At 72.4% G+C, this 22,778-nt stretch carries 22 protein-coding genes; 4 read left to right on the forward strand and 18 right to left on the reverse strand.

From position 1 onward, the window contains the following. Position 1: 1 nt before the first annotated feature. The 5 genes from GXP76_RS09860 to GXP76_RS09880 all read right to left on the reverse strand — a co-directional run bounded on the left by GXP76_RS09860 (position 2) and on the right by GXP76_RS09880 (position 5,024). Entirely contained in the window at positions 2-1,540 is a 1,539-nt protein-coding gene (locus GXP76_RS09860) for a hypothetical protein (protein ID WP_242571071.1), read from the reverse strand. Further along, positions 1,537-2,169: an ATP-binding cassette domain-containing protein gene (locus GXP76_RS09865; RefSeq protein ID WP_242571072.1), complete on the reverse strand. Its 633-nt coding sequence runs from the start codon at positions 2,167-2,169 to the stop codon at positions 1,537-1,539. Before GXP76_RS09865 ends, GXP76_RS09860 begins: the two co-directional genes overlap by 4 nt. A 301-nt stretch (positions 2,170-2,470) precedes the next feature. Then, positions 2,471-3,049, reverse strand: a complete 579-nt coding sequence (locus GXP76_RS09870; protein ID WP_242571073.1) for a histidine phosphatase family protein — start codon at positions 3,047-3,049, stop codon at positions 2,471-2,473. A gap of 31 nt (positions 3,050-3,080) precedes the next feature. Further along, on the reverse strand, positions 3,081-3,524 hold the full coding sequence (locus GXP76_RS09875) for a GNAT family N-acetyltransferase (protein ID WP_242571074.1): 444 nt from the start codon (positions 3,522-3,524) through the stop codon (positions 3,081-3,083). A gap of 63 nt (positions 3,525-3,587) precedes the next feature. Then, positions 3,588-5,024: a PLP-dependent aminotransferase family protein gene (locus tag GXP76_RS09880; protein WP_242571075.1), complete on the reverse strand. Its 1,437-nt coding sequence runs from the start codon at positions 5,022-5,024 to the stop codon at positions 3,588-3,590. Here GXP76_RS09880 and GXP76_RS09885 point away from each other — a divergent pair. Beyond that, positions 5,023-5,919 (forward strand): DMT family transporter, encoded by an 897-nt coding sequence (locus GXP76_RS09885; protein ID WP_242571076.1) that lies wholly within the window; start codon positions 5,023-5,025, stop codon positions 5,917-5,919. The two genes, GXP76_RS09880 and GXP76_RS09885, sit on opposite strands and share 2 nt — an antisense overlap. Before the next feature lie 118 nt (positions 5,920-6,037). On the opposite strand, the gene GXP76_RS09890 is transcribed toward GXP76_RS09885, so the two are convergent. Then, entirely contained in the window at positions 6,038-7,288 is a 1,251-nt protein-coding gene (locus GXP76_RS09890; RefSeq protein ID WP_374360417.1) for a glycoside hydrolase family 10 protein, read from the reverse strand. 221 nt (positions 7,289-7,509) lie between these two features. On the opposite strand from GXP76_RS09890, the gene GXP76_RS09895 reads away from it, so the two are divergent. Then, positions 7,510-8,370 (forward strand): 3-hydroxybutyryl-CoA dehydrogenase, encoded by an 861-nt coding sequence (locus GXP76_RS09895; protein WP_147877320.1) that lies wholly within the window; start codon positions 7,510-7,512, stop codon positions 8,368-8,370. Positions 8,371-8,388: 18 nt separating this feature from the next. Here GXP76_RS09895 and GXP76_RS09900 read toward each other — a convergent pair whose 3' ends face one another. The 9 genes from GXP76_RS09900 to infC all read right to left on the reverse strand — a co-directional run bounded on the left by GXP76_RS09900 (position 8,389) and on the right by infC (position 18,457). Beyond that, entirely contained in the window at positions 8,389-8,937 is a 549-nt protein-coding gene (locus GXP76_RS09900) for an NUDIX hydrolase (RefSeq protein ID WP_242571078.1), read from the reverse strand. A 51-nt stretch (positions 8,938-8,988) separates the two neighbouring features. Next, a complete protein-coding gene (locus GXP76_RS09905; RefSeq protein ID WP_242571079.1) occupies positions 8,989-10,326 on the reverse strand; it encodes a transcriptional regulator in 1,338 nt (445 codons plus the stop codon). 511 nt (positions 10,327-10,837) lie between these two features. Next, positions 10,838-13,387: a phenylalanine--tRNA ligase subunit beta gene (pheT, locus tag GXP76_RS09910; protein WP_242571080.1), complete on the reverse strand. Its 2,550-nt coding sequence runs from the start codon at positions 13,385-13,387 to the stop codon at positions 10,838-10,840. Further along, positions 13,387-14,523 carry a phenylalanine--tRNA ligase subunit alpha gene (gene pheS, locus GXP76_RS09915; protein ID WP_242571081.1) on the reverse strand — a complete coding sequence of 379 codons (1,137 nt, stop codon included), beginning with the start codon at positions 14,521-14,523 and terminating at the stop codon, positions 13,387-13,389. Before pheS ends, pheT begins: the two co-directional genes overlap by 1 nt. A gap of 126 nt (positions 14,524-14,649) precedes the next feature. Next, entirely contained in the window at positions 14,650-15,876 is a 1,227-nt protein-coding gene (locus tag GXP76_RS09920) for a sensor histidine kinase KdpD (protein WP_242571082.1), read from the reverse strand. Positions 15,877-15,971: 95 nt separating this feature from the next. After that, entirely contained in the window at positions 15,972-16,811 is an 840-nt protein-coding gene (locus GXP76_RS09925) for an RNA methyltransferase (protein WP_242571083.1), read from the reverse strand. Positions 16,812-16,966: 155 nt separating this feature from the next. After that, positions 16,967-17,353, reverse strand: coding sequence for a 50S ribosomal protein L20 (gene rplT, locus GXP76_RS09930; protein WP_242571084.1), 387 nt, complete (start codon positions 17,351-17,353; stop codon positions 16,967-16,969). A 95-nt stretch (positions 17,354-17,448) separates the two neighbouring features. Beyond that, the gene (gene rpmI, locus GXP76_RS09935) at positions 17,449-17,643 is read right to left on the reverse strand and encodes a 50S ribosomal protein L35 (protein WP_078078233.1); all 195 of its coding nucleotides are present in this window, start codon (positions 17,641-17,643) and stop codon (positions 17,449-17,451) included. 121 nt (positions 17,644-17,764) lie between these two features. After that, positions 17,765-18,457 (reverse strand): translation initiation factor IF-3, encoded by a 693-nt coding sequence (gene infC, locus GXP76_RS09940; RefSeq protein ID WP_242571085.1) that lies wholly within the window; start codon positions 18,455-18,457, stop codon positions 17,765-17,767. A 346-nt stretch (positions 18,458-18,803) separates the two neighbouring features. Here infC and GXP76_RS09945 point away from each other — a divergent pair, with 346 nt between their 5' ends. Continuing rightward, positions 18,804-19,166 carry a DUF1844 domain-containing protein gene (locus GXP76_RS09945; protein WP_242571086.1) on the forward strand — a complete coding sequence of 121 codons (363 nt, stop codon included), beginning with the start codon at positions 18,804-18,806 and terminating at the stop codon, positions 19,164-19,166. A 45-nt stretch (positions 19,167-19,211) separates the two neighbouring features. On the opposite strand, the gene GXP76_RS09950 is transcribed toward GXP76_RS09945, so the two are convergent. Then, positions 19,212-19,949: an SseB family protein gene (locus GXP76_RS09950; RefSeq protein WP_242571087.1), complete on the reverse strand. Its 738-nt coding sequence runs from the start codon at positions 19,947-19,949 to the stop codon at positions 19,212-19,214. A 96-nt stretch (positions 19,950-20,045) separates the two neighbouring features. On the opposite strand from GXP76_RS09950, the gene GXP76_RS09955 reads away from it, so the two are divergent. Then, positions 20,046-20,783, forward strand: a complete 738-nt coding sequence (locus GXP76_RS09955; protein ID WP_242571088.1) for a serine hydrolase — start codon at positions 20,046-20,048, stop codon at positions 20,781-20,783. On the opposite strand, the gene mycP is transcribed toward GXP76_RS09955, so the two are convergent. Then, positions 20,761-22,002: a type VII secretion-associated serine protease mycosin gene (gene mycP / locus GXP76_RS09960; RefSeq protein WP_242571089.1), complete on the reverse strand. Its 1,242-nt coding sequence runs from the start codon at positions 22,000-22,002 to the stop codon at positions 20,761-20,763. The genes GXP76_RS09955 and mycP overlap by 23 nt on opposite strands. After that, the gene (locus GXP76_RS09965) at positions 21,999-22,763 is read right to left on the reverse strand and encodes a hypothetical protein (RefSeq protein ID WP_242571091.1); all 765 of its coding nucleotides are present in this window, start codon (positions 22,761-22,763) and stop codon (positions 21,999-22,001) included. Before GXP76_RS09965 ends, mycP begins: the two co-directional genes overlap by 4 nt. Positions 22,764-22,778: the final 15 nt, after the last annotated feature.

The raw sequence follows: 22,778 nt of genomic DNA on the forward strand, positions 1-22,778 counted from the left end.
GTCACGCCCGGCGGAGGCGGGAGAAAAAGCCGCGGTGCGCCCATCCCGTGCGGCGCAGGCCCGTCCAGACGCAGCACGCGGCGCCGGTGATGGCGAGTGTCGTCGCGAGGGGGGCGGACGGGACGGCGTCCATCACGAGAACGCCGATCACCACGGCGACGAGTCCGTCGAACTGCCAGGCCACGACGCGCAGTCCGGAGAGATCTCCGAGCGGTGTGATGATCGGCAGCAGCAGTTCGAGCGGCAGGTGCAGTTTCATCTCACGCAGGAACCGGGCACCGAGCACCAGCACCACCGACCCCGCGACGAGCGGAATCGTGTCGCCGAGGCGTCCGCTGTGCGGTGACCACCCGGTCGCGATCGCGAGGCCGCCTCCCAGGCACGTTCCCGCTGTCACGGCGACGACGGGCCATGCCAGCGTGCGGGCGGGCATGCCGCCCCACCACTCGCCGAACAGCGGCGCCAGCGTCAACTCGTCGCGCAGGCCGCGCCATGTCTCGCTCACCCAGCCGGAGCCCAGGTAGAGACATATCGATCCCGTCACCCACCACAGCAGTGCCGGGCCGCCCCGCGGGCCGGCCGCCCCGTGCGTCAGCAGGGCGCCGCCGATCGGGAGGAGCGTCAGGGCCGCGCTCGCGCGGCCGGGTGTGCGAAGTGCCCGGACCGCGCCCTGGGCGAGATGACCGCGGAGGCGTCCGTCCGGCCGGATCAGGGCCGAGGTGAACCCGCGCGGCTCCGGGCGGTAGAGGTCCAGCGCGTGGTGGAGCGTGCCCGTCCACGCGTACGCCTGGGCCTGGGAGGCGCGTGCCGCCTCGCGTGCGAGCCGGGCGAGGTCGACCGTGCGGATCGACCGGAAGGCGGCCCGTCCGAGGGCCGGGGCGGTGGCCGCCAGTACAGCGGCGACGAGCCACAGACCTGCCCCGGTGTCCCGGGCCGCGCCGCTCACCGCGGCCGCGACGAGGGCGACCGCGCCCGCGGCGAGCACGAGGTTGTCGCGCACGGTGCGGACCTGGCCCCACAGCCAGGCCACCGCGGCGACGGCGGCGAGCCCCGCCCCGACAGCGAGACCCTGGAGCGCGGTGTCGAGGTGGTCGAACAGGTCGGTCGCGAGGTACGCCGTCGCGCAGGCCGACAGCAGGGTGATCGTGCTCGCGTACACCGTCCGGCGCCGGGCGATCGTGCCGAGGTAGCGGGTGGGGGTGATGTCCGTGGACATGAACACGTGCAGCAGGAAGGGCTGGATCACGAGCGGTCCCCAGAACCGGCCGGCGAGTTGGGCCCCCCAGCACGCCGCCGCCGCGAACAGGCAGACCAGGGGCGTCGCGTCGGCGAGCGGTCCCACCGGGACGGGCGCCGGCGAGGTGCTGCGGGCGTGCACGACCGGCACCAGGTAGAAGACGCCGAACAGGGCGACGAGATAGGCGGTGTACGCGCGGCCACGCACCGTGGTGCGGTCGCCGCGCCGGGCGTACCGCTGGCGTACGGCGTGGACGCGGGACCCGGCGTCGGGTTCGTTCTCCACGACGGTGTCCGTCGTCATCCCAACTCCACGCGGCCGTCGCGCGCTGCCACCAGAGCCGCCTCGTGGGTGGCGACCAGGAACGCCGTGCCCTCCTGCGCCCGCTCGGTGATCAGCGCGGCCACCAGGTCGACACGGTCGCTGTCGAGGTGCCGCTCGGGCTCGTCGAGCAGCACGACTTCGGCGGGCCGGACCAACGCCAGTGCGAGGCTGAGGAGTTGCAGCTGCCCGGAGGAGACCTGATGGGGAAAACGATGCCCCAGCGGGGAGAGTCCCAGACGCTCGACGATCTCTTCCGCGCGTTCGGCGGTCTCCGGGGTGTTGCCGTACCAGGAAGCGGCGACCAGTGTCACCTGCTCGCGCAGCGTCATGTCGCGGGCGAACGGGATCGGGTCGACCAGCGACGCCACGAGCCGTCGGTGCGAGGGCTTCGCGACGTCGGCGGGTTCGCCTCTCACTGAGCACGAACCGGCCGTCAGGCGCCGGCTGCCCAGGAAGGCACGGAGCAGCGTGGTCTTGCCCGAGCCGTTGCCGCCGGTGACGCACCAGAACTCGCCCGGCATCACCGTGAACGTCGTGGGCGCGAGCAGTGTGGTGTCGCCGAGCGTGACCGTCGCACCGTCTGCCGCGATCGCCGGAACCACGGTCACCTGCCCTCCAGAACCACGAGCGTCTCCCGTGATCGTGCGCTGTACTCCTCGCCCGCGTAGGGCCCGTTGACGCTCCCCACCCCCGGGCCGGTCATCCGCGCCATCGGCCGGATCTCCGGCAGCGTCGCCCGCACGGTCTCGTGAAGCGAGGTGCGTGCCGACGCGCTTCTCCCTGCCCGGGAAGCCTATCGGCGATCACGACAGGTCGGTCCGTCAGGTGAAGCATCAGCGGGGCGGCGAATCCGCCCGGCCCGGCTCCCGCCGCTCCAGCGGCCCGGCAATCTCGCACCGCGGTCACGGGTCACGACGCCCGGGCGTCGAGGCGCAGGCTCCAGCGGCCGGGGCCGCCCATGAGGGTGACGGTGGACAGGGGGCGGACGTCCACGCTCCAGAAGCTCGGGGCGGGGGCGTGCAGGGCGTAGACGAGCGCGGCCCGGATGACCGCCGGTTCGGCGACGGCGACGATGGCGGCGATGTCGTCGGCCGGGCGGGTGTCCAGCCAGCCGCCTATACGGGAGATGAACGCCAGCAGCGGTTCGCCGCCGTGCGGGGCCGAGCGCGGGTCGGCGAGCCAGGCGTCCACGGCGGCCGGTTCACGCGCGGCGACGTCCGCGAAGGTGCAGCCGCGCCAGCGGCCCATGTCGCAGTCCCGGAGTGCGGGCTGGACGAGGGGCGCGTAGCCGAGGGCCTCGCCGGTGGCGCGGCTGCGCGCGGTGGGCGAGCAGTAGCGCAGATCGGCGGCGGCCAGCGGCACGAGCGCGTGCGCGAGGAGTTGCACCTCGTGCCAGCCGGCCTGGTCGAGGGGACGGTCGTCGTCGAAACGTTCGGCAAGTGGGGCTGAGCTGCGCGCGGCGGCGACCAACGTGACCCGAACACTCATGCCGGGATCGTGAGCCCGAAAGCCCCACAGGTCAAGAGGGGGGCTGAAGGTCCAGGGTCATCCACATCGCGGGGTGTTCGAGCGGCGTGAACCCCACCTTCTCGTAGACGCCGTGGGCGTCCTCCGTGGCCAGCATCATGCGTCGCAGCCCCAGCGGGGCGAGGTGGTCGCGCGCGGCGGTGACCAGCTCGGTGCCGAGTCCCTCGCCACGGGCGGCGGGGGCGACGTACACGTCGCAGAGCCAGGCGAAGGTGGCGTGGTCGGTGACGACGCGGGCGTAGGCGACCTGTTCGCCCGACGCGCTGTCGTAGACGCCGAAGTTGAGCGACCCGGCGATGGCCCTGTCCTGGACGTCGCGGCCCCGGCCGAGCGCCCAGTACGCGTCCGTCGACAGCCAGCGGTGGATCCGCTCCGCGTCGAGGCGCGCGGGGTCGGTGGAGATCTCGTACGCGGCGGAGGTCGTCGTCTCGGTCATGGCGGAAGGCTGCCAGCCGGGGGGCCGGTTGTCAGTGGTGGATGCCACGATCGATTCATGTGGTCAGCCCAGCACTTCGTCGCAGGCGGTACGCAGCCGCCGCACGCCGTCGGCGATCTCCTGCGGTCCCGCGACGGCCGCGTAGCCCAGCCGCAGATGGCCGGCGGAGGGTTCGGCGCAGAAATAGGGGCGGCCGGGGGTGACGGCGACGCCCGCGCGCAGCGCGGCGGAGGCGAGCATCTGTTCGTCCGTGCCGTCGGGCAGGCGCAGCCACAGGTGATAGCCGCCGGGCGGGATGTAGGGGAGGGCCAGTTCGGGGATGTCCCGGCGGACGGCGGCCGCCATGACGTCCCTGCGGTTCTTCAGCTCCCTTGAGAGGGACCGCAGATGGCGGTTCCAGGCGGACGATCCGACCAGTTCGAGCGCGGCTTCCTGGAGGGGCCGGGCGACGAAGAAGCAGTCCACGACATGGATGGCGCGGAGCCGTTCGAGCACGGGGCCCCGGGCGGCCAGCACCCCCACCCGGAGGCTGGGTGAGGTGGCCTTGGTGAGGGAGCAGACATGGACGACGACTCCGTCGGCGTCGTCGGCGGCGAGGGGTCCCGGCAGCGGACCGGCGTCCTCGTGGACGAGGCGGCGCACGAAGTCGTCCTCGACGACGAAGGCCCCCGCCTCGCGGGCGATCCGCAGCACCTCGGGCCGACGGGCGGCGGAAAGGATGGCTCCGGTGGGGTTCTGGATGAGGGGCTGGCAGACGAACACCCGTGCTCCGGTGGCGCGGAAGGCGGAGGCGAGGAGTTCGGGTCGTACGCCGTCGGGGTCGACGGGGACGGGGACGGGCCGCAGTCCGGAGGCCCGTGCGATGGCGAGCATGCCGGGGTAGGTGGGTGATTCGACGAGGACGGGTGCGCCGGGCGGTGCGAGGGCGCGCAGCGCGGTGGTCAGGGCGCTCTGGCCGCCGGAGGTGACGAGCACGTCGGCGGCCGTCCAGGTGTCGCCGATGCCGCGGGCGAACCACTCGCGGAGTTCGGGCAGCCCGTCGGTGGGCGGGCGGCTCCAGGCGCCGGGCCGTCGGCCGGCGCGGGCGAGGGCGGCGGCCATGGCCCGTTCGGGCTGGAGGGAGGAGTGGAGGTAGCCGCCGTTGAACTCGATCACCCCGGGGGCGGGCGCGGCGAGGGTAGTCAGTACGGCGGACGAGTCGACACTGCGCGGGACGAGTTCGGTGGCGGCGTCGGCGCTGAGCGCGACCTCCTGCCAGGAGGTGTCGCCGGCTCGCGGGGTGCCGGGCCGGGCCGGTGCGCGGAAGGCTCCGGCGCCGGGGCGGGTGACGACCAGGCCCTCGGCGGAGAGCTGGGCCAGCGCCCGGGAGACGGTCACCGGGGAGACCCGGTGGCGCTCGACCAGCTCCCTGCTGGACGGCAGCTTTCCACCGGGTGAGTAGCGGTTCAGCTCCGCTCGCAGAGATTTCGCCAACTCGGCCACGCTGCTACGCTCTTGCATGACAGCACAGGATAGCGCTACCCGCCCGGCACCGGTAGCGGTCACCGGTGGCACCCTCCTCGCGTCGGCGGGTGTCCTCGCCTTCTCCCTCACCTTCCCGGCGACGGTCTGGGGGCTGGAGAGTTTCGGCCCCTGGTCCCTGGTCGCGGTGCGCAGCGTGCTCGCCGCGCTGATCGCGGGCGGCTTCCTGCTGGCCGTGCGCGTACCGCTCCCCGAGCGCCGGCACTGGGGCGCCGTCGCGGTGGTGGCGGCCGGTGTGGTGCTCGGCTTCCCGATGCTCACGACGCTGGCCCTGGAGACGTCGACCACGGCGCACGCCGCCGTCGTGGTGGGTCTGCTGCCGCTGAGCACGGCCGCGTTCTCGGCGCTGCGTACCGGCAGGCGACCGTCGCGCACGTTCTGGTGCGCCGCCGTCGCGGGCGCGGCCGTGGTGATCGTCTTCACGCTCCAGCAGAGCGGCGGGGCCGTCTCGACCGGTGATCTGTATCTGTTCGGCGCGCTGCTGGTCTGCGCGGCCGGCTACACGGAGGGCGGCAGGCTGGCGCGGCTGATGCCGGGCTGGCAGGTGATCGGCTGGGCGCTGGTCGCGTGCCTGCCGCTCAACCTGGCCGTGTCGGCGGTAGCCCTGTCCGTCGAGCCGGTACGGCTGACGGCCCAGGGGGTGACCGGCCTGGTGTGGGTGGCGGCGGGGTCGACGTTCTTCGGGCTCTACGTCTGGTACCGGGGCATGGCGTCGATCGGCGTCGAGCGGGCCAGCCAGCTCCAGCTCGCCCAGCCGCTGCTGACGCTGGTCTGGTCGGTGCTGCTGCTCGGGGAGCACCTGGCGACGGCCGCGCCGCTGGCGGCCGTCGCCGTACTGCTGTGCATCGCGGTCACCCAGCGCGCCCGCGCGTAGGGCGTGTGGTGGAAGTCCCGTCCGGCTCACGACGCCCGGCACGCATGCCGTGGGCCCGGGCCGGGACCGCCGCGAGGCGGGCCGACTCGTGGACCGGGCGACCGTCGCGGAGCGGGCTTCAGCCCTGGCGTGGCGGGCGTACCCGGGACTTGTAGTGGTCGGCCACCGCCCTCGCGAAGGCGCCGTTCTTGTCGTTCACGCACTCCAGCGCGGAGAAGTAGCAGTGCCCCCGTACCTCCGGGTACTGCTTCGCGAAGGTCAGGTGCCGGGAGACCTCCGCCACGTCCTGCCACGGCGCGGGCTGGGCGGGGTCGCCCGCCTTGTAGAGGGCCTCGCCGATGTAGAGGTCGACGCCGGTGCCCTTCACCACCTCGCTCCACCAGGGCACGAGCTTCGCGTAGTCGGCGGCGGCGAAGCCGATGTTCCAGTAGACCTGCGGGGTGATGTAGTCGATCCAGCCCTCCTTGACCCACTTCCTGGTGTCGGCGTACAGGTCGTCGTAGGTCTGCACACCGGCCTTGGTGTCGGAGCCTGTCGGGTCGGTGGCGATGTTGCGCCACACCCCGAACGGGCTGATGCCGAAGGCGACATGCTTCTTGATCTTCTTGATCCGCTCCGACGTCTCGCGCACCAGCCGGTCGGTGTTGTCGCGCCGCCAGGCCGCCTTGTCCGGGAAGCCGGCCCCGTACCGCTCGTACTGCGCGTCGTCGTCGAAGACCTGGCCGGCGACCGGGTACGGGTAGAAGTAGTCGTCCCAGTGCACGGCGTCGATGTCGTAGCGGCGCACGGCGTCCAGCATCGCGTCCTGGACGAACTTCCTGACCTCCGGGATGCCCGGGTTGTAGTACAGCTTCCCGCCGTACGGGAGGATCCACTCCGGGTGCTTGCGGGCCGGGTGGCTCGGGATCAGCCTGGAGGGGTCCGTGTGGTTGGCCACGCGGTACGGGTTGAACCAGGCGTGCAGTTCGAGACCGCGCTTGTGGGCCTCCTTCACGGCCGTACCCAGCGGGTCCCAGCCCGGGTCCTTGCCCTGTACGCCGGTCAGGCACTCGGCCCACGGCTCGAACGGCGAGGGCCACAGGGCGTCGGCGGTCGGCCGCACCTGGAAGACGACGGTGTTCAGCTTCCGGTCGACCGCGGTGTCCAGGAACTTCAGCAGCTCGGCCCGCTGTTCGGCGACGGGCAGTCCGGGCCTGGACGGCCAGTCGCGGTTGACGACCGTGGCGAGCCACATGCCGCGATGCTCGGTGCGCGTGCTGTGCCGGCCTCCGGAGCCCCCGGCGGCCCCCGCACCCGCCGCCGCTCCGGTCCCGCCGGTCGTGGCGGTCGCCCGCGCCGCTCCCGTCGCCGCGACGGCGTCGCCCGCCATCGCCAGTGACGTGAGTGCGCCCGTCGTGACCGCCACGAACGATCTTCTACCGATTTGCCGCATTTACCGACCCCTCATAGGTGAACTCGGACTGAACCTGCCGCAGAGCATGCCCGCCCCGGCCCACGGTGCACACACGTGCGCGGAGTAACGTCGAGGGCCGAAGCGGGCACCGGAATCACACGGCGCCCCGCAGAACCGGGACCAGCGAAAGGCACGATGTGACCGACATCGAACGCGTCGGAGTGGTGGGCTGCGGCCAGATGGGCGCAGGCATCGCGGAGGTGTGCGCCCGAAGCGGCCTCGAAGTGATGGTCGCGGAGACCACCGGCGAGGCACTGGAGATAGGGCGTACCCGCCTCTACAACTCCCTCTCGAAGGCCGCCGAACGCGGCAAGATCACCGAGGAGGACCGCGACGCGACGCTCGGCAGGCTCAGTTTCACCACCGACCTCGGGGAGTTCGCCGACCGCGATCTGGTGATCGAGGCAGTCGTGGAGAACGAGCAGGTCAAGACGGAGATCTTCCAGGTCCTCGACCAGGTCGTGACGCGCACCGACGCGATCCTGTCCTCCAACACCTCCTCCATTCCGCTGGTGAAGCTGGCCGTCGCGACGTCCCGTCCCGACCAGGTCATCGGCATCCACTTCTTCAACCCGGCACCGGTCCAGCAGCTCGTCGAACTGATCCCGGCGCTGACCACGTCGGACGACACGGTCAAGCGCGCCGAGGCCGTCGTCCGGGACGTGCTGGGCAAGCACGCGATCCGCGCCCAGGACCGGTCCGGTTTCGTGGTGAACGCCCTGCTCATCCCCTATCTGCTCTCGGCGATCCGGATGTTCGAGTCCGGCATCGCCAGCCGTGAGGACATCGACAACGGCATGGAGATGGGCTGCGCCCACCCGATGGGCCCGCTCAAGCTCGCCGATCTGATCGGTCTGGACACCGTGGCCTCGGTCGCCGATTCGATGTACGCCGAATACAAGGAGCCCCTGTACGCCGCTCCCCCGTTGCTCCAGCGCATGGTGGACGCGGGGCGCCTCGGCCGTAAGTCGGGCTCGGGCTTCTACCCGTACGGCTGAGCCTTCAAGGCCGGGCTCCTACCGGCGCCGCGCGCCGCCGCCCAGCCTCAGGTGATGGAGCATCAGCAGTCCGGCCGCCATGTTGGCGGCCGGCACCTGGCCGCGCGCGATCATCTCGGGGACGCGCTCCAGCGGTACCCACTCCCGGCGTGAGGACTCGAAGTCGTCCTCGGGATGGCCGGTGTAGGTGGCGGCGTCCGACCAGTAGAGATGGTGGCGGGAGTCGGTCAGACCGTTGGACGGCTCGACGGTGAGCAGATGCCGGAGGGGTCCGGGGCGCCAGCCGGTCTCCTCCTCCATCTCCCGCGCCGCCGCGCTCTCGACGGACTCACCGTCCTCGACGACACCCGCGGCCAGTTCCCAGCCCCAGCTGTCGGTGATGAAGCGGTGCCTCCACAGCATCAGCACCTCGTTGGCCTCGTTGACCGCGGTCGCCACGGCCACCGGACGGAGCCGGATGAGGAAGTGGTCCAGATGCCTGCCGTCGGGGAGTTCGACGTCCGCCAGATTCACCTGGAACCAGCGATTCTCATACACAGTCTGTTCGCTTAAGTTCGCCCACTGCACGGTTTTGCCACCTTCCGGTTGGGAGTTGGCAATATGGCAGCAGGCGCCTCCTCACAGGGGAACGCGCAGGGACCGTGCGACGTATCCCGCCGCTTCCGTCGCCTCCGCGCTGCCGCTCTCCAGCAGCCCCAGCCGCACCGCGCCCATCCGGTCCCTGAGCCGCAGCGACTCCATCCCCCGGGCCCGCTCGGCCATCTCCCGGGCCGTACCCGCCGCCCGGTCCGGCTCACCCTGCCGCAGCTCGATCTGGGTCAGCATCGCGAGCCGGTGCACCCGCCCCCGCTCGTGCGCCGGGGCGCCCACCGCCTCGGCGGCGTGCGTCCGCGCGGCCGCCAGATCACCCAGACAGAGCAGCGCCTCCGCCACCTGCACATTGACCAGACCCGGCTCCACATAGCCGGTCTCCTCGGGCTCCTGGCCCGGTCTGATCCGGCCCGCCTCGGCCTCCGCCCGTCCGATGCACACCCGCGCCGCGCCCCCGTCGCCGAGCAGCGCGTACGACTTGGCCTGCATCGCGTACAGATCCGCGGCCAGCGCCGGGGTGATCGCCCGCCCCGCCGTACGCAGCGCCGCCTCGGCGAAGGCCACCGCCTGCCGGTACTCCCCCATGAACAGTGACTGGTTGACGAGCAGCGCGATGGCGTACGCGCCCAGCCCCGTGTCCCCGCTGGCCTTCGCCAGCCGCAGCGCCTGGTGGAAGTAGCGCTGGGCGAGACCCTGCGCGTCGGAGTCGTACGCGCAGATACCGGCCACCGCGACCAGTCCACCCGTGGCGCGGTGCAGCCGGCGGCCCGTCGCGTCGCTGTAGCCGCCGCGCAGCATGGGCGCGGTCTCGGCGTTCAGGAAGCCGACGACCCTGGCGTGGGTGGCGAGACCGCCCGCCCGGCGGTACATCAGCTCGTAGTGCGTCCTGGCCGTCCGCAGCAGTTCGATGTCGGCCGGGCCGACGCGGCTGTGGCCGGCGCGCGAGACGTCCGCGTCCTGCGGCGGGTTCTCCCACTCCCAGACCGGCATCACGGCGTGCGTACCGGTCACGGCGGGCGCCGCCACGACATGGCCCCGCTGCTGCTGGTCGGAGCGCCAGAGCGCGGTGGCACGCTCCACGAAGACCGCCAGGGTGGCGTCACGGCTCGGCGCCCCGGGGGCCGCGCCGAGGCCGATGTCGTCCAGCGTGAGCGTGCGCCCCAGCCGGTCGCCGAGCACCTGGCAGATCAGCTCGGGCACCGGGCCGCGCGGCCGCTGGCCCCTCAACCACCGCAGCACGGAGGTGTGTTCGTACCGCAGGCCGAGTCCGCGCGCCTGTCCGGCCCTGTTGACCCGGGCGGCGAATCCGGCGTGGGACATGCCCGCCTCGTCGATCAGTGAATCCAGCAGGGTATTGGGCTGCATGTGCCCCTCCGGGGTTAGGCAGCCTCAGGGTAGTGGGGCATCGCACGGGGTGTGAACGTAATGCCCGGATCGGTCCGTTGTGCGCCCTGCCGCGCCGGGCGCCCCGCCGGTTGACTTGGTCATCTCGCAAGGAGCGGCCGGGCCGTCGCACTCCCCCTCGTGCGGTACGGCGGCCCACACCCCGTCGTCCGTCCCGCCCACCTGCCAGACACTCCGCGGGCGGGACGGACGACTCGGCCGCACGACCCGATGCCGGAAGCGGCGAACAGGAGGTTGCGAGGCGGATATACGGCGCAGTGTTCGCCCCCCGGCCTGCGCCGTATCCGCGTTTTCCCCCTACGCGACTCGACGCGAGCCGACGAGCACCGGCGTACGGGCACGGCCGAGGGGCGCGTCCGGACCTGAATCCGGACGCGCCCCTCGGTCTCTCAGCTCTTCGGCCTGTCAGCTTCTCCGTCGTTCAGCTTCTCCGTCGTTCAGCGTCCCGGCCGTTCGGCGGGCCCCGCGGGGTTCACGCCCCGCGCAGCACCGCCCCGGTGCGCTCGGCGGCCAGCGACACCGCGGCGTCGCGCGCGGCGGACGCCTCCTCGACGGTCAGCGTCCGGTCCGTGGCGCGGAACCGCAGGGCGTACGCCAGCGACTTCCTGCCCTCGCCGAGCTGCTCCCCGGTGAAGACGTCGAACAGCCGGATGGATTCCAGCAGTTCACCCGCGCCCTCGTGCAGCGCCCGCTCCACGTCGGCGGCCGGGACGTCCTGACCGACGACCAGCGCCACGTCCTGTGTGGCGACGGGGAAGGTCGAGATCCGCGGCGCCGTCAGCGCGCCGGTGCCCGCCCGCTCCACGAGATCCAGGTCGATCTCCATGGCGCAGGTGCGCTCCGGCAGGCCGTACGCCTTGATGACGCGCGGGTGCAGCTCACCCGCGTGGCCGACGAGCGTCCGTTCGCCCTCCACCGCGGCGTACAGCGCCGCACAGCGGCCCGGGTGCCACGGCGCGTGCTGATCGGCCTCGACCGTCAGCTCGACGCCCGCCTCGGCGGCGACCGTACGGGCCGCCTCGACGGCGTCCGCCCAGTCGGCCGGACGGCCCTTGCCCCACCAGCCGGCCTGCTCGCGCGCACCGGCGAGAACGACGGCGGCACGGCGCGGCTGCCGGGGCAGCGCCGCGTCGAGCGTGGCGATCTCCTCGTCGGTGGGCCGGCGGTCGACGGGCAGCCTGACCGGTGCGCTCTCCTCGCCCGTGGGCCGGAAGACCAGCCCCGTCTCGAACAGCGCCAGATCGTGCGATCCCCGGCCGTCGTTACGGCGCAGCGCGCCGAAGAGGCCCGGCAGCAGCGTCGTGCGCATCGCGGGCTCGGTGTCCGCGAGCGGGTTGACGAGCGTGACCGTACGGCGCCGTTCGTCGTCGGCGGGCAGCCCGAGCTGGTCGAGCTGCGCCACGCCGATGAACGGGTAGTTCGGCGCCTCGACATAGCCCGCGCCGGCCAGCGCGCGGCCGGCCCTGCGGTGCAGCCGCTGCCGTCCGGTGAGCCCACGACCCGACGACGGCCGGGGCAGCGTGGACGGCAGGTTCTCGTAGCCTTCGAGCCGGATGACCTCTTCGGCGAGATCGTTGATCTCGCGCAGGTCGGGACGCCAGCTCGGGACGGTGACGATCAGCTCGTCCTGTCCGGAGACGTCGCAGCCGATCTCCTGGAGCCGGCGTACGACGGTCTCCCTGCCGTATCCGACCCCGGCCACCCTGTCGGGGTGGTCGGCGGCCATGGTGATGGTGTGCGGTCCGGACGGCGCGACGACCTCGGTGACTCCGGCCTCCGCGGATCCGCCCGCGAGCAGCACCAGCAGGTCGACGGTGCGCTGCGCGGCGGCGGCGGCCGCGTGCGGGTCGACGCCGCGCTCGAAGCGCCGGGACGCCTCGGACGACAGCTTGTGCCTGCGTGCCGTGCGCGCCACGCTGACCGGGTCGAAGTGCGCCGCCTCGACGACGACCTCGGTGGTGCCGCGCGCCGCGCGTTCGGCGGCGGACGGGGCCAGCGGGCTCGCCACGATCTCGCCGTCGGCGATCTCGGTGTCGGCGCCGCCCATGACACCGGCGAGACCGATCGGCCCGCGCTCGTCGGTGATGACGAGGTCGGCCGCGTCCAGGACGCGCTTGACGCCGTCGAGGGTGGTCAGCTCCTCGCCCTGCTCGGCACGCCGCACGCCGATGGCGCCGTCGACGAGCTTGCGGTCGTACGCGTGCAGCGGCTGGCCGATCTCCAGCATCACGTAGTTGGTGATGTCGACGGCCAGCGAGATGGGGCGCATCCCGGCCTTCTGGAGCCTGCGCTTCAGCCAGATCGGGGAGCGCGCCTCGGGGTCGAGCCCGGTGACGGTGCGCATGGTGAAGTGGTCGCAGCCGACCGGGTCCGCCACCTCCACGCGGTGGCCGTAGGAGTTCGGCGCCGGGACGTCGAGCAGCGCCGGGTCGCGGAGCGGGAGCCCGTACGAGATGGCCGTCTCGCGCGCGATGCCGCGCATGGAGAGGCAGTACCCGCGGTCCGGCGTGACGGCGATGTCGAGGACCTCGTCGACGAGCTGGAGCAGCTCCACGGCGTCGGTGCCGACCTCGTACTCGGGTGGCAGCACGACGATGCCGCCGCTGCCGTCGTCGCCCATGCCCAGCTCGGCGCTGGAGCAGATCATGCCGTGCGAGGTCCTGCCGTACGTCTTGCGCGCGGAGATCTCGAACCCGCCGGCCAGCACCGCGCCGGGGAGGACCACGACGACCTTGTCGCCGACGGAGAAGTTCCGGGCACCGCAGATGACCTCCTGCGGCTCGCCGGTCCCGTTGGCGTCGCCGACGTCGAGTGTGCAGAAGCGGATGGGCTTCTTGAACTCGGTCAGCTCCTCGATGGTGAGGACCTTGCCGACGACGAGGGGGCCCTTGAGGCCCGCCCCGACCTGTTCGACGGTCTCGACCTCCAGACCGGCCGAGATGAGTCTGGCCTGGACGTCGCGACCGGTCTCGGTGGCCGGCAGCTCGACGTACTCGCGCAGCCAGGAAAGCGGGGCGCGCATCAGATCTCCATCCCGAACGGCCGGGTGAACCGGACGTCACCCTCGACCATGTCTCGCATGTCCTCGACGTTGTGCCGGAACATCAGCATCCGCTCGATACCGAAGCCGAAGGCGAATCCGCTGTACTTCTCCGGGTCCACACCGCAGGCGACGAGCACCTTCGGGTTGACCATGCCGCAGCCGCCCAGCTCGATCCAGCCCTCGCTGCCACAGGTGCGGCAGGGCCGGTCGGGGTTGCCGACGGACTCACCGCGGCACACGTAGCAGACCATGTCCATCTCGGCGGACGGCTCGGTGAAGGGGAAGAAGTTCGGCCGCAGCCGGGTCTTCATACCCTCGCCGCCGAACAGCGCCTGGACCATGTGGTCCAGGGTGCCCTTGAGGTCGGCCATGGTGAGGCCCTCGTCGACGGCGAGCAGCTCGACCTGGTGGAAGACGGGGGTGTGCGTGGCGTCCAGCTCGTCCGTGCGGTAGACCCGGCCGGGGCAGATCACGTAGACGGGCAGCTCACGGCCGAGCAGGGCGCGGGCCTGCACCGGCGAGGTGTGCGTACGCAGGACGAGGCCGGAGCCGTCGTCCGCGCCGTCGGCGCCGTCGCCGGTCCGGACGAAGAAGGTGTCGTGCTCGCCGCGGGCCGGGTGGTCCGGGCCCATGTTGAGCGCGTCGAAGTTGAACCACTCGGTCTCGATCTCGGGGCCCTCGGCCACCTCGTAGCCCATGGCCACGAAGATGTCCTCGATGCGCTCCGAGAGCGTGGTGAGCGGGTGCCGGGCGCCGGCGGGGGTGCGGTCGTAGGGCAGTGTGACGTCCACCGCCTCCTCGACCAGCACGCGGGTGTCCCGCTCGGCCTCCAGCTCGGTCTGCCGGGCGGCGAGCGCCTTGTTCACGGCGCCGCGGGCCTGGCCCACACGCTTGCCCGCCTCGGCCTTGGCCTGCGGCGGCAGCGCGCCGATCTCGCGGTTGGCGAGCGACAGGGGCGAGGTGCCGCCGGCGTGCGCCGTCTTCGCGTGAGCGAGCGCGTCGAGGTCGCCGGCGGCGGCGAAGGCGGCGAGCGCCTCGTCCCGCATGCGCTCGATCTCTTCCGGTTTCAGCGCCTCGACCTCGACTGGGTCGTACGACTTGTTGGGTGCCGACATCTGTTCCCGTACTTCCGGTTGGCTGGGTCCTGTCCGGGCGAAAACGACCCCGCTCGATGGCCGAGGACGCAAAGGCGCCAAGGGTCGAGTCTAAAGGCCGTACGGAGCGAAGAAGCCCGTGGGCGGTCAGGCCAGGTAGGCCGGGGCGCCGACGGGCAGGATAAATCGGAACTGGGCCCCGCCGCCGGGTCCGCGGCCGACGGTGATGGTCCCGCCGTGCGCCTCGACGATGCCCTTGACGATGTACAGCCCGAGGCCGGTCCCGCCGCGCTTGCTCCCCCGCCAGAAGCGGGTGAAGACACGGCCCATCGACTCCTCGGGGATGCCGGGGCCTTCGTCGCTCACGGTGACCGCCGTTCCTGTCGCGCCGCCGTCGGCGTGGGTGTGCTCCGCGTTGGCGTGCTCCGCGTGCCCGAGGTCGCCATGTTTGACCCGGGCGGGTGCCACTTCGATGGTGACGGTTCCCTCGCCGTGGCGCACCGCGTTTTCCAGCAGGTTGCCGAGTATCTGGTCGATCTTGTCGGGGTCGGCCCAGAGCGCGGGCAGCGGCTGCTGGATCCGTACGAGGAAACGGTCGGGCGACTGCCCGGAGGCGGTGAAGGACTGGATGTGCCGTCCGACGGCGACGGGGATGTCGACCGGCTGGCGGCGTACTTCGAGACGTCCGGAGTCGATCCGGGAGATGTCGAGCAGTTCGGCGATCAGCCGGGTCACGCGGTTGGCGTCGGCGTCGACGGTCTCCAGCATGAGCCGCTTCTGGTCGTCGGTGAAGCGTTCCCACTTGGCGAGCAGCGTCGCGGTGAATCCCTTCACCGAGGTGAGCGGGGAGCGCAGCTCGTGCGCGACCGTCGCGATCAGCTCGGCGTGGCTGCGTTCGGTACGGCGACGGGCCTCGGTGCCGCGGATGCTGATGACGAGCCTGCGTACGGGCCCCTGGGGGAACGCGCGCACATAGCGGGCGGAGACGAGGACCTCACGGCCGCCGGGCAGCAGCAGGTTGCGCTCGGGCTGGCCGAAGCGGGTGCGCAGCCCCCCGTACGGGTCGGTGAGGGCCCACCAGCGGCGGCCTTCGAGGTCTTCCAGGGGCAGCGCGCGCTCCAGCGGGCTGCCGACGGCCTCGGTGGCGGCGACGGCCGTGATCCGGGCGGCGGCGGCGTTGAAGCAGATGACGCGGCCCGTCTCGTCGGCGACGACGAGACCGTCGGGGAGATCGTCGGGATGGATCCCGAAGTCCTCTCCGAGGTCCTGTCCGGGGTTACGCGCGGGGCCTTCGGGGCCGTGGGGGACGGATTCGCCGGGATCGGGCCTGACGGGTCCCCGTGTGGTGGCCGACCCGCTCGCCCCGACCGTCATGCCCGCATCCCACCTCTTCCGAAGAGCACAGTGGGCCCCCGAGTTTCCGGTCACCCTACTCGCTCTCATCGCTCAAGGTGACTGCGCGGACCCCCTCAGCTCGCGGTGCGGACACGCTGCGCCCGAGCGGAGGCGTAGAGACATACGGCCGCGGCGGTCGCGAGGTTCAGACTCTCGGCCCTGCCGTGGATCGGCACGCGCACGACGGCGTCCGCCAGCGCCCGTGTCCCGGCCGGCAGCCCCCATGCCTCGTTGCCGAAGATCCAGGCGGTCGGACCGCCCATGGTGCCCGCGTCGAGTTCGTCGTCGAGGTCGTCCTCGCCCGCCCCGTCGGCGGCCAGCACCCGGACCCCCGCTCCCCGCAGGCCCGCCACGGCCTCTTCGACGGGGACACCGACGGCGACCGGCAGATGGAAGAGCGAACCGACCGAAGCGCGGACGGATTTGGGGTTGTAGAGGTCGACGGACGCGTCGGTGAGGACGACGGCGTCGGCGCCCGCTGCGTCGGCGCAGCGCAGCACGGTGCCCGCGTTGCCGGGGTCGCGTACGTGCGCCAGGACGGCGACGAGCCGGGGGCGCGCCCGCAGGATGGACTCGAAGGGCGAGTCCAGGAAGCGGCAGACGCCGAGCAGGCCCTGCGGGGTGACGGTCTGCGAGACGTCGGCGACGACCTCGGCGTCGGCGTAGTGCACCCGTACCCCGGCCGCGCGGGCGGCCGCCACGATGTCGGCGTACCGCTCGGCTGCCTCGACGGTGGTGAACAGTTCGACCAGCGTGGGGGCACCGTCCTCGCCCCGGTGCTCGACCGCCTCGCGCACGGCCTGCGGTCCCTCGGCGATGAACCGGCGTTCCTTGCCGCGGAAGGCCCGTCTGGCGAGCCGCCGGGCGGCGACGACTCGCGGGGAACGCGGAGAGATCAGCTCGGGGGTGCCCATGGGCGGCGGCTCGCTTCTCGTGCGGACGTGGGCGCGTGGGGTGGGTGCCGCGCGCGGTGACGTACGTGCGTGTACGGGGTGGAACGCGCCGGACCCGCAGGCGGTGTGCCTGCGGGTCCGGCGGGAAGTGTCGCGATCCGTGATCCGGCTGGGGATCAGGCGGCGGCCTTCGGGGCGTTGACGTCGCTCGGGAGCGCCTTCTGGGCGACCTCGACGAGCGCGGCGAACGCGTTGGCGTCGTTGACCGCGAGCTCGGCCAGGATCTTGCGGTCCACCTCGACGTTGGCGGCGTTGAGACCCTGGATGAGGCGGTTGTACGTCATGCCGTTCTGGCGGGCGGCGGCGTTGATCCGCTGGATCCACAGCCGGCGGAAGTCGCCCTTGCGCTTCTTGCGGTCGTTGTAGTTGTAGACCAGGGAGTGGGTTACCTGCTCCTTGGCCTTGCGGTACAGGCGCGAACGCTGGCCGCGGTATCCCTTGGCCTGCTCGAGGATCGCCCGGCGCTTCTTGTGGGCATTGACTGCCCGCTTGACGCGTGCCACTTGTTAACTCCTTGTAGCTGGGTCACGGGCGTTGACGTGACCCGAGAACGGCGTGGTCGGTATGGCGGCTGGGCCCCGCCCCGCGGGGCTCGCGCCTACAGGCCGAGAAGCTTCTTGGCCTTCGCGGCGTCACCGGGAGCCAGCTCCACCGTGCCGGCGAGGCGGCGCGTCAGGGTGGACGGCTTGTGCTCCAGGTAGTGGCGACGGCCCGCACGCTGGCGAAGGATCTTGCCGGAGCCGGTCACGCGAAAGCGCTTCTTCGCACCGCTGTGCGTCTTGTTCTTCGGCATAACGCCGTTCTCCTCATCAGTGGCACTCCCCGGCCGGCCGGAACCGGCTCATGGGAGCGTCAGATTGCTATGTATGAAATCCGGGCGGGATTCCGGGGGCGCCTGGCCGGCGGCCCGAGGATCACGCCTCGGAGGGCGATTCGGCCGGAGCCTCGGCGTCGGCGTCGTTACGGTTCGCGGCGTCCGTGGACGTGTTCGCGCTGCCGTCGGTCGCGTGACCCTGACGCTCCGCCTTGCGGGCCGCCTGGGCCTCGCGGGCCTCTGCCATGGCTTCGGTCTTCTTCTTGTGCGGGCCGAGCACCATGATCATGTTCCGGCCGTCCTGCTTCGGGTTCGACTCGATGAAGCCGAGCTCCTCGACGTCCGAAGCCAGACGCTGGAGCAGCCTGAAGCCCAGTTCGGGGCGGGACTGCTCACGACCACGGAACATGATCGTGATCTTGACCTTGTCACCCTGCTTGAGGAACCGGACGACGTGACCCTTTTTGGTGTCGTAGTCATGCGGGTCGATCTTCGGCCGGAGTTTCATCTCCTTGATGACCGTGTGCGCCTGGTTCTTGCGCGCCTCACGGGCCTTCATGGCCGACTCGTACTTGAACTTCCCGTAATCCATGAGCTTGCACACGGGCGGACGGGCGGTCGCCGCGACCTCGACCAGGTCCAGGTCGTACTCCTGCGCGAGCTCCAGGGCCTTCGCAAGCGGCACGATGCCCACCTGCTCGCCGCTGGGGCCGACAAGGCGGACCTCGGGAACACGAATCCGGTCGTTAATGCGGGGCTCAGCGCTGATGGATCCTCCTCGGTAGCACCACACGACTGTCTGGCAGGCAGCCGCGTAACGTCTGTTTCGTCAGACCAACCGCGCGGAGAATCGAAAAATGCCCCGGACGGGACACAGGCGGGAGCTCCATGAATACCGGAACACCGCCGCGTCGAACCGCGGGGCGAATCGGGCGGCTCCATCGTCCGTACGGAACGATGGGGACCACCTGACCGGTGACCCGCCACCCCGAGGGGCGGCCAGGTGGGAGAACGGAGCCTCCACTTGTGGGCCGGACACACACGTGTCCGACCGGTCGTTACACAAGGTTAGCAGCTCCGGCCCGGGTGAGCTAACTTCGTGTCTCCTCTCCCCCTCGGCTGGGCATATCGTGTGCGGAATGAGCGACACGACCTCCCCCCAGGAACCAGCCGACTTCGACGCCATGACCCGCGACATCGCCGAGGTGCCGGCCGTCGAGGTGATCGTCACGGTCGCCGTCAATCTGATGAGCGCCGCCGCGGTGAAGCTCGGTCTCACGGAGGACGGCGACGCGCACAAGGACCTGGACGAGGCCCGCAAGCTGGTGCACGCGCTGGCCGGGCTGATGGACGCGAGCGCGACGGAGATCAGCTCCTTCCACGCGGCTCCCCTGCGCGACGGGCTGAAGTCGCTCCAGCTGGCCTTCCGCGAGGCGTCGCTGGTCCCGGACGGGCCGGGCCAGGGCCCCGGCGAGAAGTACACGGGACCGGTCTACGGCTGACCGGCGGCCGGTCCCGGCCGGCCCCCGCGCCGGTCCACGGCCGGTCTACGGCTGATCGCGTACGAACAGGGGCTCGCCCGGAGGTGAGGCGCCGGCCGGCAGCAGTGCCAGGTCGAGGCCGCGCACCAGGCGGGCCCTCAGCACGTCGTGCGCCGCCAGCGCGCCCGCGATCCGGCGCACGGCGTCCGGTGGAGCCGCGTCCGGCAGCAGGACGAGCGCGAGGATGCCGTCGGCCTCGCCGGGACCGAGATGGGCCCTCAGTACGGAGGGCTCGGCGGCGGCCACCTCTTTCACCGCCGCGACGACGGCCGGGTCGTCGAGCGGGTCCGTGCTGGTGCGGCCCTCGGCGAGCGCGAACAGGGCCGGTCCGGCGAGTTCGTACGGCACCGGCCCCGCCAGGTCGATGACGACCGTGTCGGCCTTCTCGTGCGCCGCCGCGCTCAGTGCCTGGTGCAGCGGTACGGCGACGGGGCGCGCGGCGGGGTCCCAGCGGGCCAGCGAGGCGGTCGAGGTGAAGGCGGGCAGCGCGCGCCGGCCGCCGGCCTGGAGGGTGGGCACGGCCATGTCGCTGTTCTTCTCACGCCGCAGCCCGCGCTCGTCCTCCTCGGTCTCACCGAGCACGGCGACGACGGGGACGAGCAGCCGGGCACCCTTGAGCGCGGCGAGGACGCGCGGCTCGGCGGACCGGTCGGCGGACCAGGCGGCGAGGGCGTCCACGAGGACGGGGTCGGCGGTGCCGTTGTCGTCGGAGAAGCCGGAATCGGGAATGTTCTTGAGAGCCACGGGGCGAGCCTAGTGGGCGGGCCGGCCCCGCCCGCCGGGCGGCTCCCGTGATCCCGTACGGGCAGAATCAGCCGCGAACCGAGGGGGACGGACACCATGGACTCTCGCAGGGAACCGCTCGACAGCGACACGGGCACCGGCACCGGCACCGGCACCGGCACCGGCGAGCACGTCACGTACAGCGTCGCCGTGCGCGACACCGCCACCGGCCGCATCACGGCCCACCACCGCGGTCCGACGCCCGCCCACCCCTCCGCCAGCGTCGTCAAGCTCGGCATTCTCCTCGCGCTGCTGCTGCGCTGCCAGGACACCGGCCGCGAGCCGACCGCCCAGGAGCGCCGGTCGGCCGCCGCGATGATCGAGCGCAGCGACAACGACGCCGCGACCGCGCTGTGGCACGTGATCGGCGGCGCCGACGGGCTGGACGCGGCCCATCGGCGGCTCGGTCTGTGCGAGTCGGCCGCGGCGCGGGAGTGGGGTCTCTCGCGCACCACCGCGACGGACCAACTGACCCTGCTGGAAGCCGTGTTCGGCGACGGGGCGACACCTCTGGGCGAGCGCTCGCGTGCCTTCGCGGTGGACCTGATGACACATGTGGTGGCGGACCAGGCGTGGGGCGTCTCGGCGGCGGGGAGCGCGCCGGCGCTCAAGAACGGGTGGATGCCGTTGAGCGCCACGGGGCTCTGGGTGGTCAACTCGGTCGGCCGCGTCTCGGCCGGGGGCCGCGCGGTCCTGGTGGCCGTCCTCTCGGGCGGTCATCCTGCGAAGGACGCGGGCGTCGCCCTGGTCGAGAGGGTGGCCCGGGCGGCCGTCAGCGCGGCCGGCGGCCGGTGACCGGTCCGCCGCGCCAGAGCACCACCGCACCGGCCAGCAGCAGCGCGCCGAGGCCGCCCGCGACCGGGGCGAGCCAGCCGGCCGGTTCCGACGCGCCCCGGGTGTTGTCGGGGCCGCGGCCGAAGTACTGCTTCGTGTAGCCGGTCGCCGCGCCCTTCGTACCGGCCTTGGCGGTGTTCAGCTTTCCGCCCGCCTCGATCGCGGCGGCCGGATCGACGATGCCGTACCCGGTGGCGTCGTCGCGCCCGTCGTCGGGGGCGTCGCGCGCGGTGTCGGCGAGCAGCTTCTTTATCTGCGCCGGGCGGAGGTCGGGGTGGGCCGCGCGTACGAGGGCGACGGCGCCGGAGACGAACGCGGAGGCGGCGCTGGTGCCCCAGCCTTCGTAGTAGCGGCGGTCGGGATCCGCTATCACGACGTCGACACCGGGCGCGCTGACGGTGGCGTACCAGCGCCGGGTGGAGAAGGCGGCGTGCGTGCCGTAGCGGTCGACGGCCGTCACGGCGATCACTCCGGGGTACGCGGCCGGATACGAGATGCGGTCGCCCTTCTCGCCGCCGTTGCCGGCCGACGCGACGACAGCGGCGCCCTTGGCCAGGGCGTACTGGACGGCGGCGTCCTCGCCGGGCTCCGGGTGGGCGGACTCGCTGTCGTCGCCGAGGGAGAGGTTGATGACGTCGGCGCCGTTGTCGGCGGCCCAGCGGATGCCGTCGGCGAGTGAACCGCCGCGTGACTTGCGGGCCTTGGCCCGGTCCGGGTCGGTGCCTTCGAGGATGACGCGGACCGGCAGGATCTTCGCCTCGGGGGCGATGCCGAGGACACCGTCCTCCCGGCCGGGGCCGTGTCCCCGGCCCGCGATGATGCCCGCCATGGCGGTGCCGTGGCGGGCCCAGGCGCGGTCGCCGCTCTTGGCGCCGAAGCCGATGAGGTCCTTGCCGGACAGGACCTGTCCGGCGAGGTCGGGGTGGGTGGGGTCGACGCCGGTGTCCAGGACGGCGACGGTGATGCCCTCGCCCTTGGTGGTGCGCCAGGCGTCGTCGGTGTGCATGGCTTCCAGGGCCCACTGCTGGGCGCGGATGACGTCCGCGTGCGCGGGTGTGGCCGGGACGGCGAGCAGGAAGGAGGCGGCGGCGAGCGTGGCCGCGAGGGGGTGGCGACAGCACCGGAAGAGCCGCGTCGTCCGTGCTGCCGGAGCCGGTCCCGCTGCCGGGGGCGTCGTCATCGGGGTTTCTCCGTTGCCGTGCTGACTGTCGTACGCAGACCGCGCTCCACCCGGTCGGCGATGCCCTTGGCGTCGTGGCCGAGCCCGGACTGGGCGGCGGCGGTCTTCGCGCCGTCGGCGGTGGCCTTGGCGACGGGCTGCGGGTAGGGGATCCGGCGGCCGTCGGCGAAGCCGGAGACGGCGTACACGACGACGGGGGCCTCGGTGAGGACGTTCACCGTCCAGCTCGCGCGCTGGCTGTCGCCGAAGCCGGCCGCCACGGTGCCCTTCACCGGGTAGGTGCGGGGCATCAGATCGGAGCGTTCGGCGAGCTTCTCGTCGGTGAAGCGGGTGCCCAGCTCCTCCATGGCCGACGGTTCGCCTTCGGTGAAGACCAGGCCGACGGTGGTGACGGTGCTGCTCGTGACGTCGGCGTAGGTCGCGCGCAGGACCCGTTCGCAGCCGACCGGGCGCAGCGTCTTCAGGAGGAGCGGGTCGAGGGCGTCCGCGCAGCCGGTGTCCGGTGACACGGCGACCCTGGTCCAGGTGCGGTCGGCACCGCCGGGGCCCGCGCCGTCGCCCTTGAGCGTGCGCGGGAAGAAGGTGTCGACGGGGGTGCTGTGCCAGAGCGTCCGCAGCGGTGCGTAGCCGCCGCCCGACGCGGCGTCGGCGGACGAGTCGCCGGTCAGCCAGCTGCCGGTGACGGCGCCGCCGATCAGTCCGAGGCCGAGGACGACGCAGGCGATCGCCGCGGCGGTCCTGCCGGGGTGGCGGGCGGGCACGGGGAGCGGCCGGTC

The sequence above is a fragment of the Streptomyces sp. NP-1717 genome, from assembly GCF_022695985.1.
Taxonomy (GTDB): Bacteria; Actinomycetota; Actinomycetes; order Streptomycetales; family Streptomycetaceae; genus Streptomyces.

Coding starts and splice junctions, on each gene's coding strand:
- GXP76_RS09860 (WP_242571071.1), bottom strand. CDS start 1,540: ATGACGACGGACACCGTCGTGGAGAACGAACCCGACGCCGGGTCCCGC.
- GXP76_RS09870 (WP_242571073.1), bottom strand. CDS start 3,049: ATGAGTGTTCGGGTCACGTTGGTCGCCGCCGCGCGCAGCTCAGCCCCA.
- GXP76_RS09875 (WP_242571074.1), bottom strand. CDS start 3,524: ATGACCGAGACGACGACCTCCGCCGCGTACGAGATCTCCACCGACCCC.
- GXP76_RS09885 (WP_242571076.1), top strand. CDS start 5,023: ATGACAGCACAGGATAGCGCTACCCGCCCGGCACCGGTAGCGGTCACC.
- GXP76_RS09880 (WP_242571075.1), bottom strand. CDS start 5,024: ATGCAAGAGCGTAGCAGCGTGGCCGAGTTGGCGAAATCTCTGCGAGCG.
- GXP76_RS09890 (WP_374360417.1), bottom strand. CDS start 7,288: ATGGCGGGCGACGCCGTCGCGGCGACGGGAGCGGCGCGGGCGACCGCC.
- GXP76_RS09905 (WP_242571079.1), bottom strand. CDS start 10,326: ATGCAGCCCAATACCCTGCTGGATTCACTGATCGACGAGGCGGGCATG.
- pheT (WP_242571080.1), bottom strand. CDS start 13,387: ATGCGCGCCCCGCTTTCCTGGCTGCGCGAGTACGTCGAGCTGCCGGCC.
- pheS (WP_242571081.1), bottom strand. CDS start 14,523: ATGTCGGCACCCAACAAGTCGTACGACCCAGTCGAGGTCGAGGCGCTG.
- GXP76_RS09920 (WP_242571082.1), bottom strand. CDS start 15,876: ATGACGGTCGGGGCGAGCGGGTCGGCCACCACACGGGGACCCGTCAGG.
- GXP76_RS09925 (WP_242571083.1), bottom strand. CDS start 16,811: ATGGGCACCCCCGAGCTGATCTCTCCGCGTTCCCCGCGAGTCGTCGCC.
- rpmI (WP_078078233.1), bottom strand. CDS start 17,643: ATGCCGAAGAACAAGACGCACAGCGGTGCGAAGAAGCGCTTTCGCGTG.
- GXP76_RS09945 (WP_242571086.1), top strand. CDS start 18,804: ATGAGCGACACGACCTCCCCCCAGGAACCAGCCGACTTCGACGCCATG.
- GXP76_RS09955 (WP_242571088.1), top strand. CDS start 20,046: ATGGACTCTCGCAGGGAACCGCTCGACAGCGACACGGGCACCGGCACC.
- mycP (WP_242571089.1), bottom strand. CDS start 22,002: ATGACGACGCCCCCGGCAGCGGGACCGGCTCCGGCAGCACGGACGACG.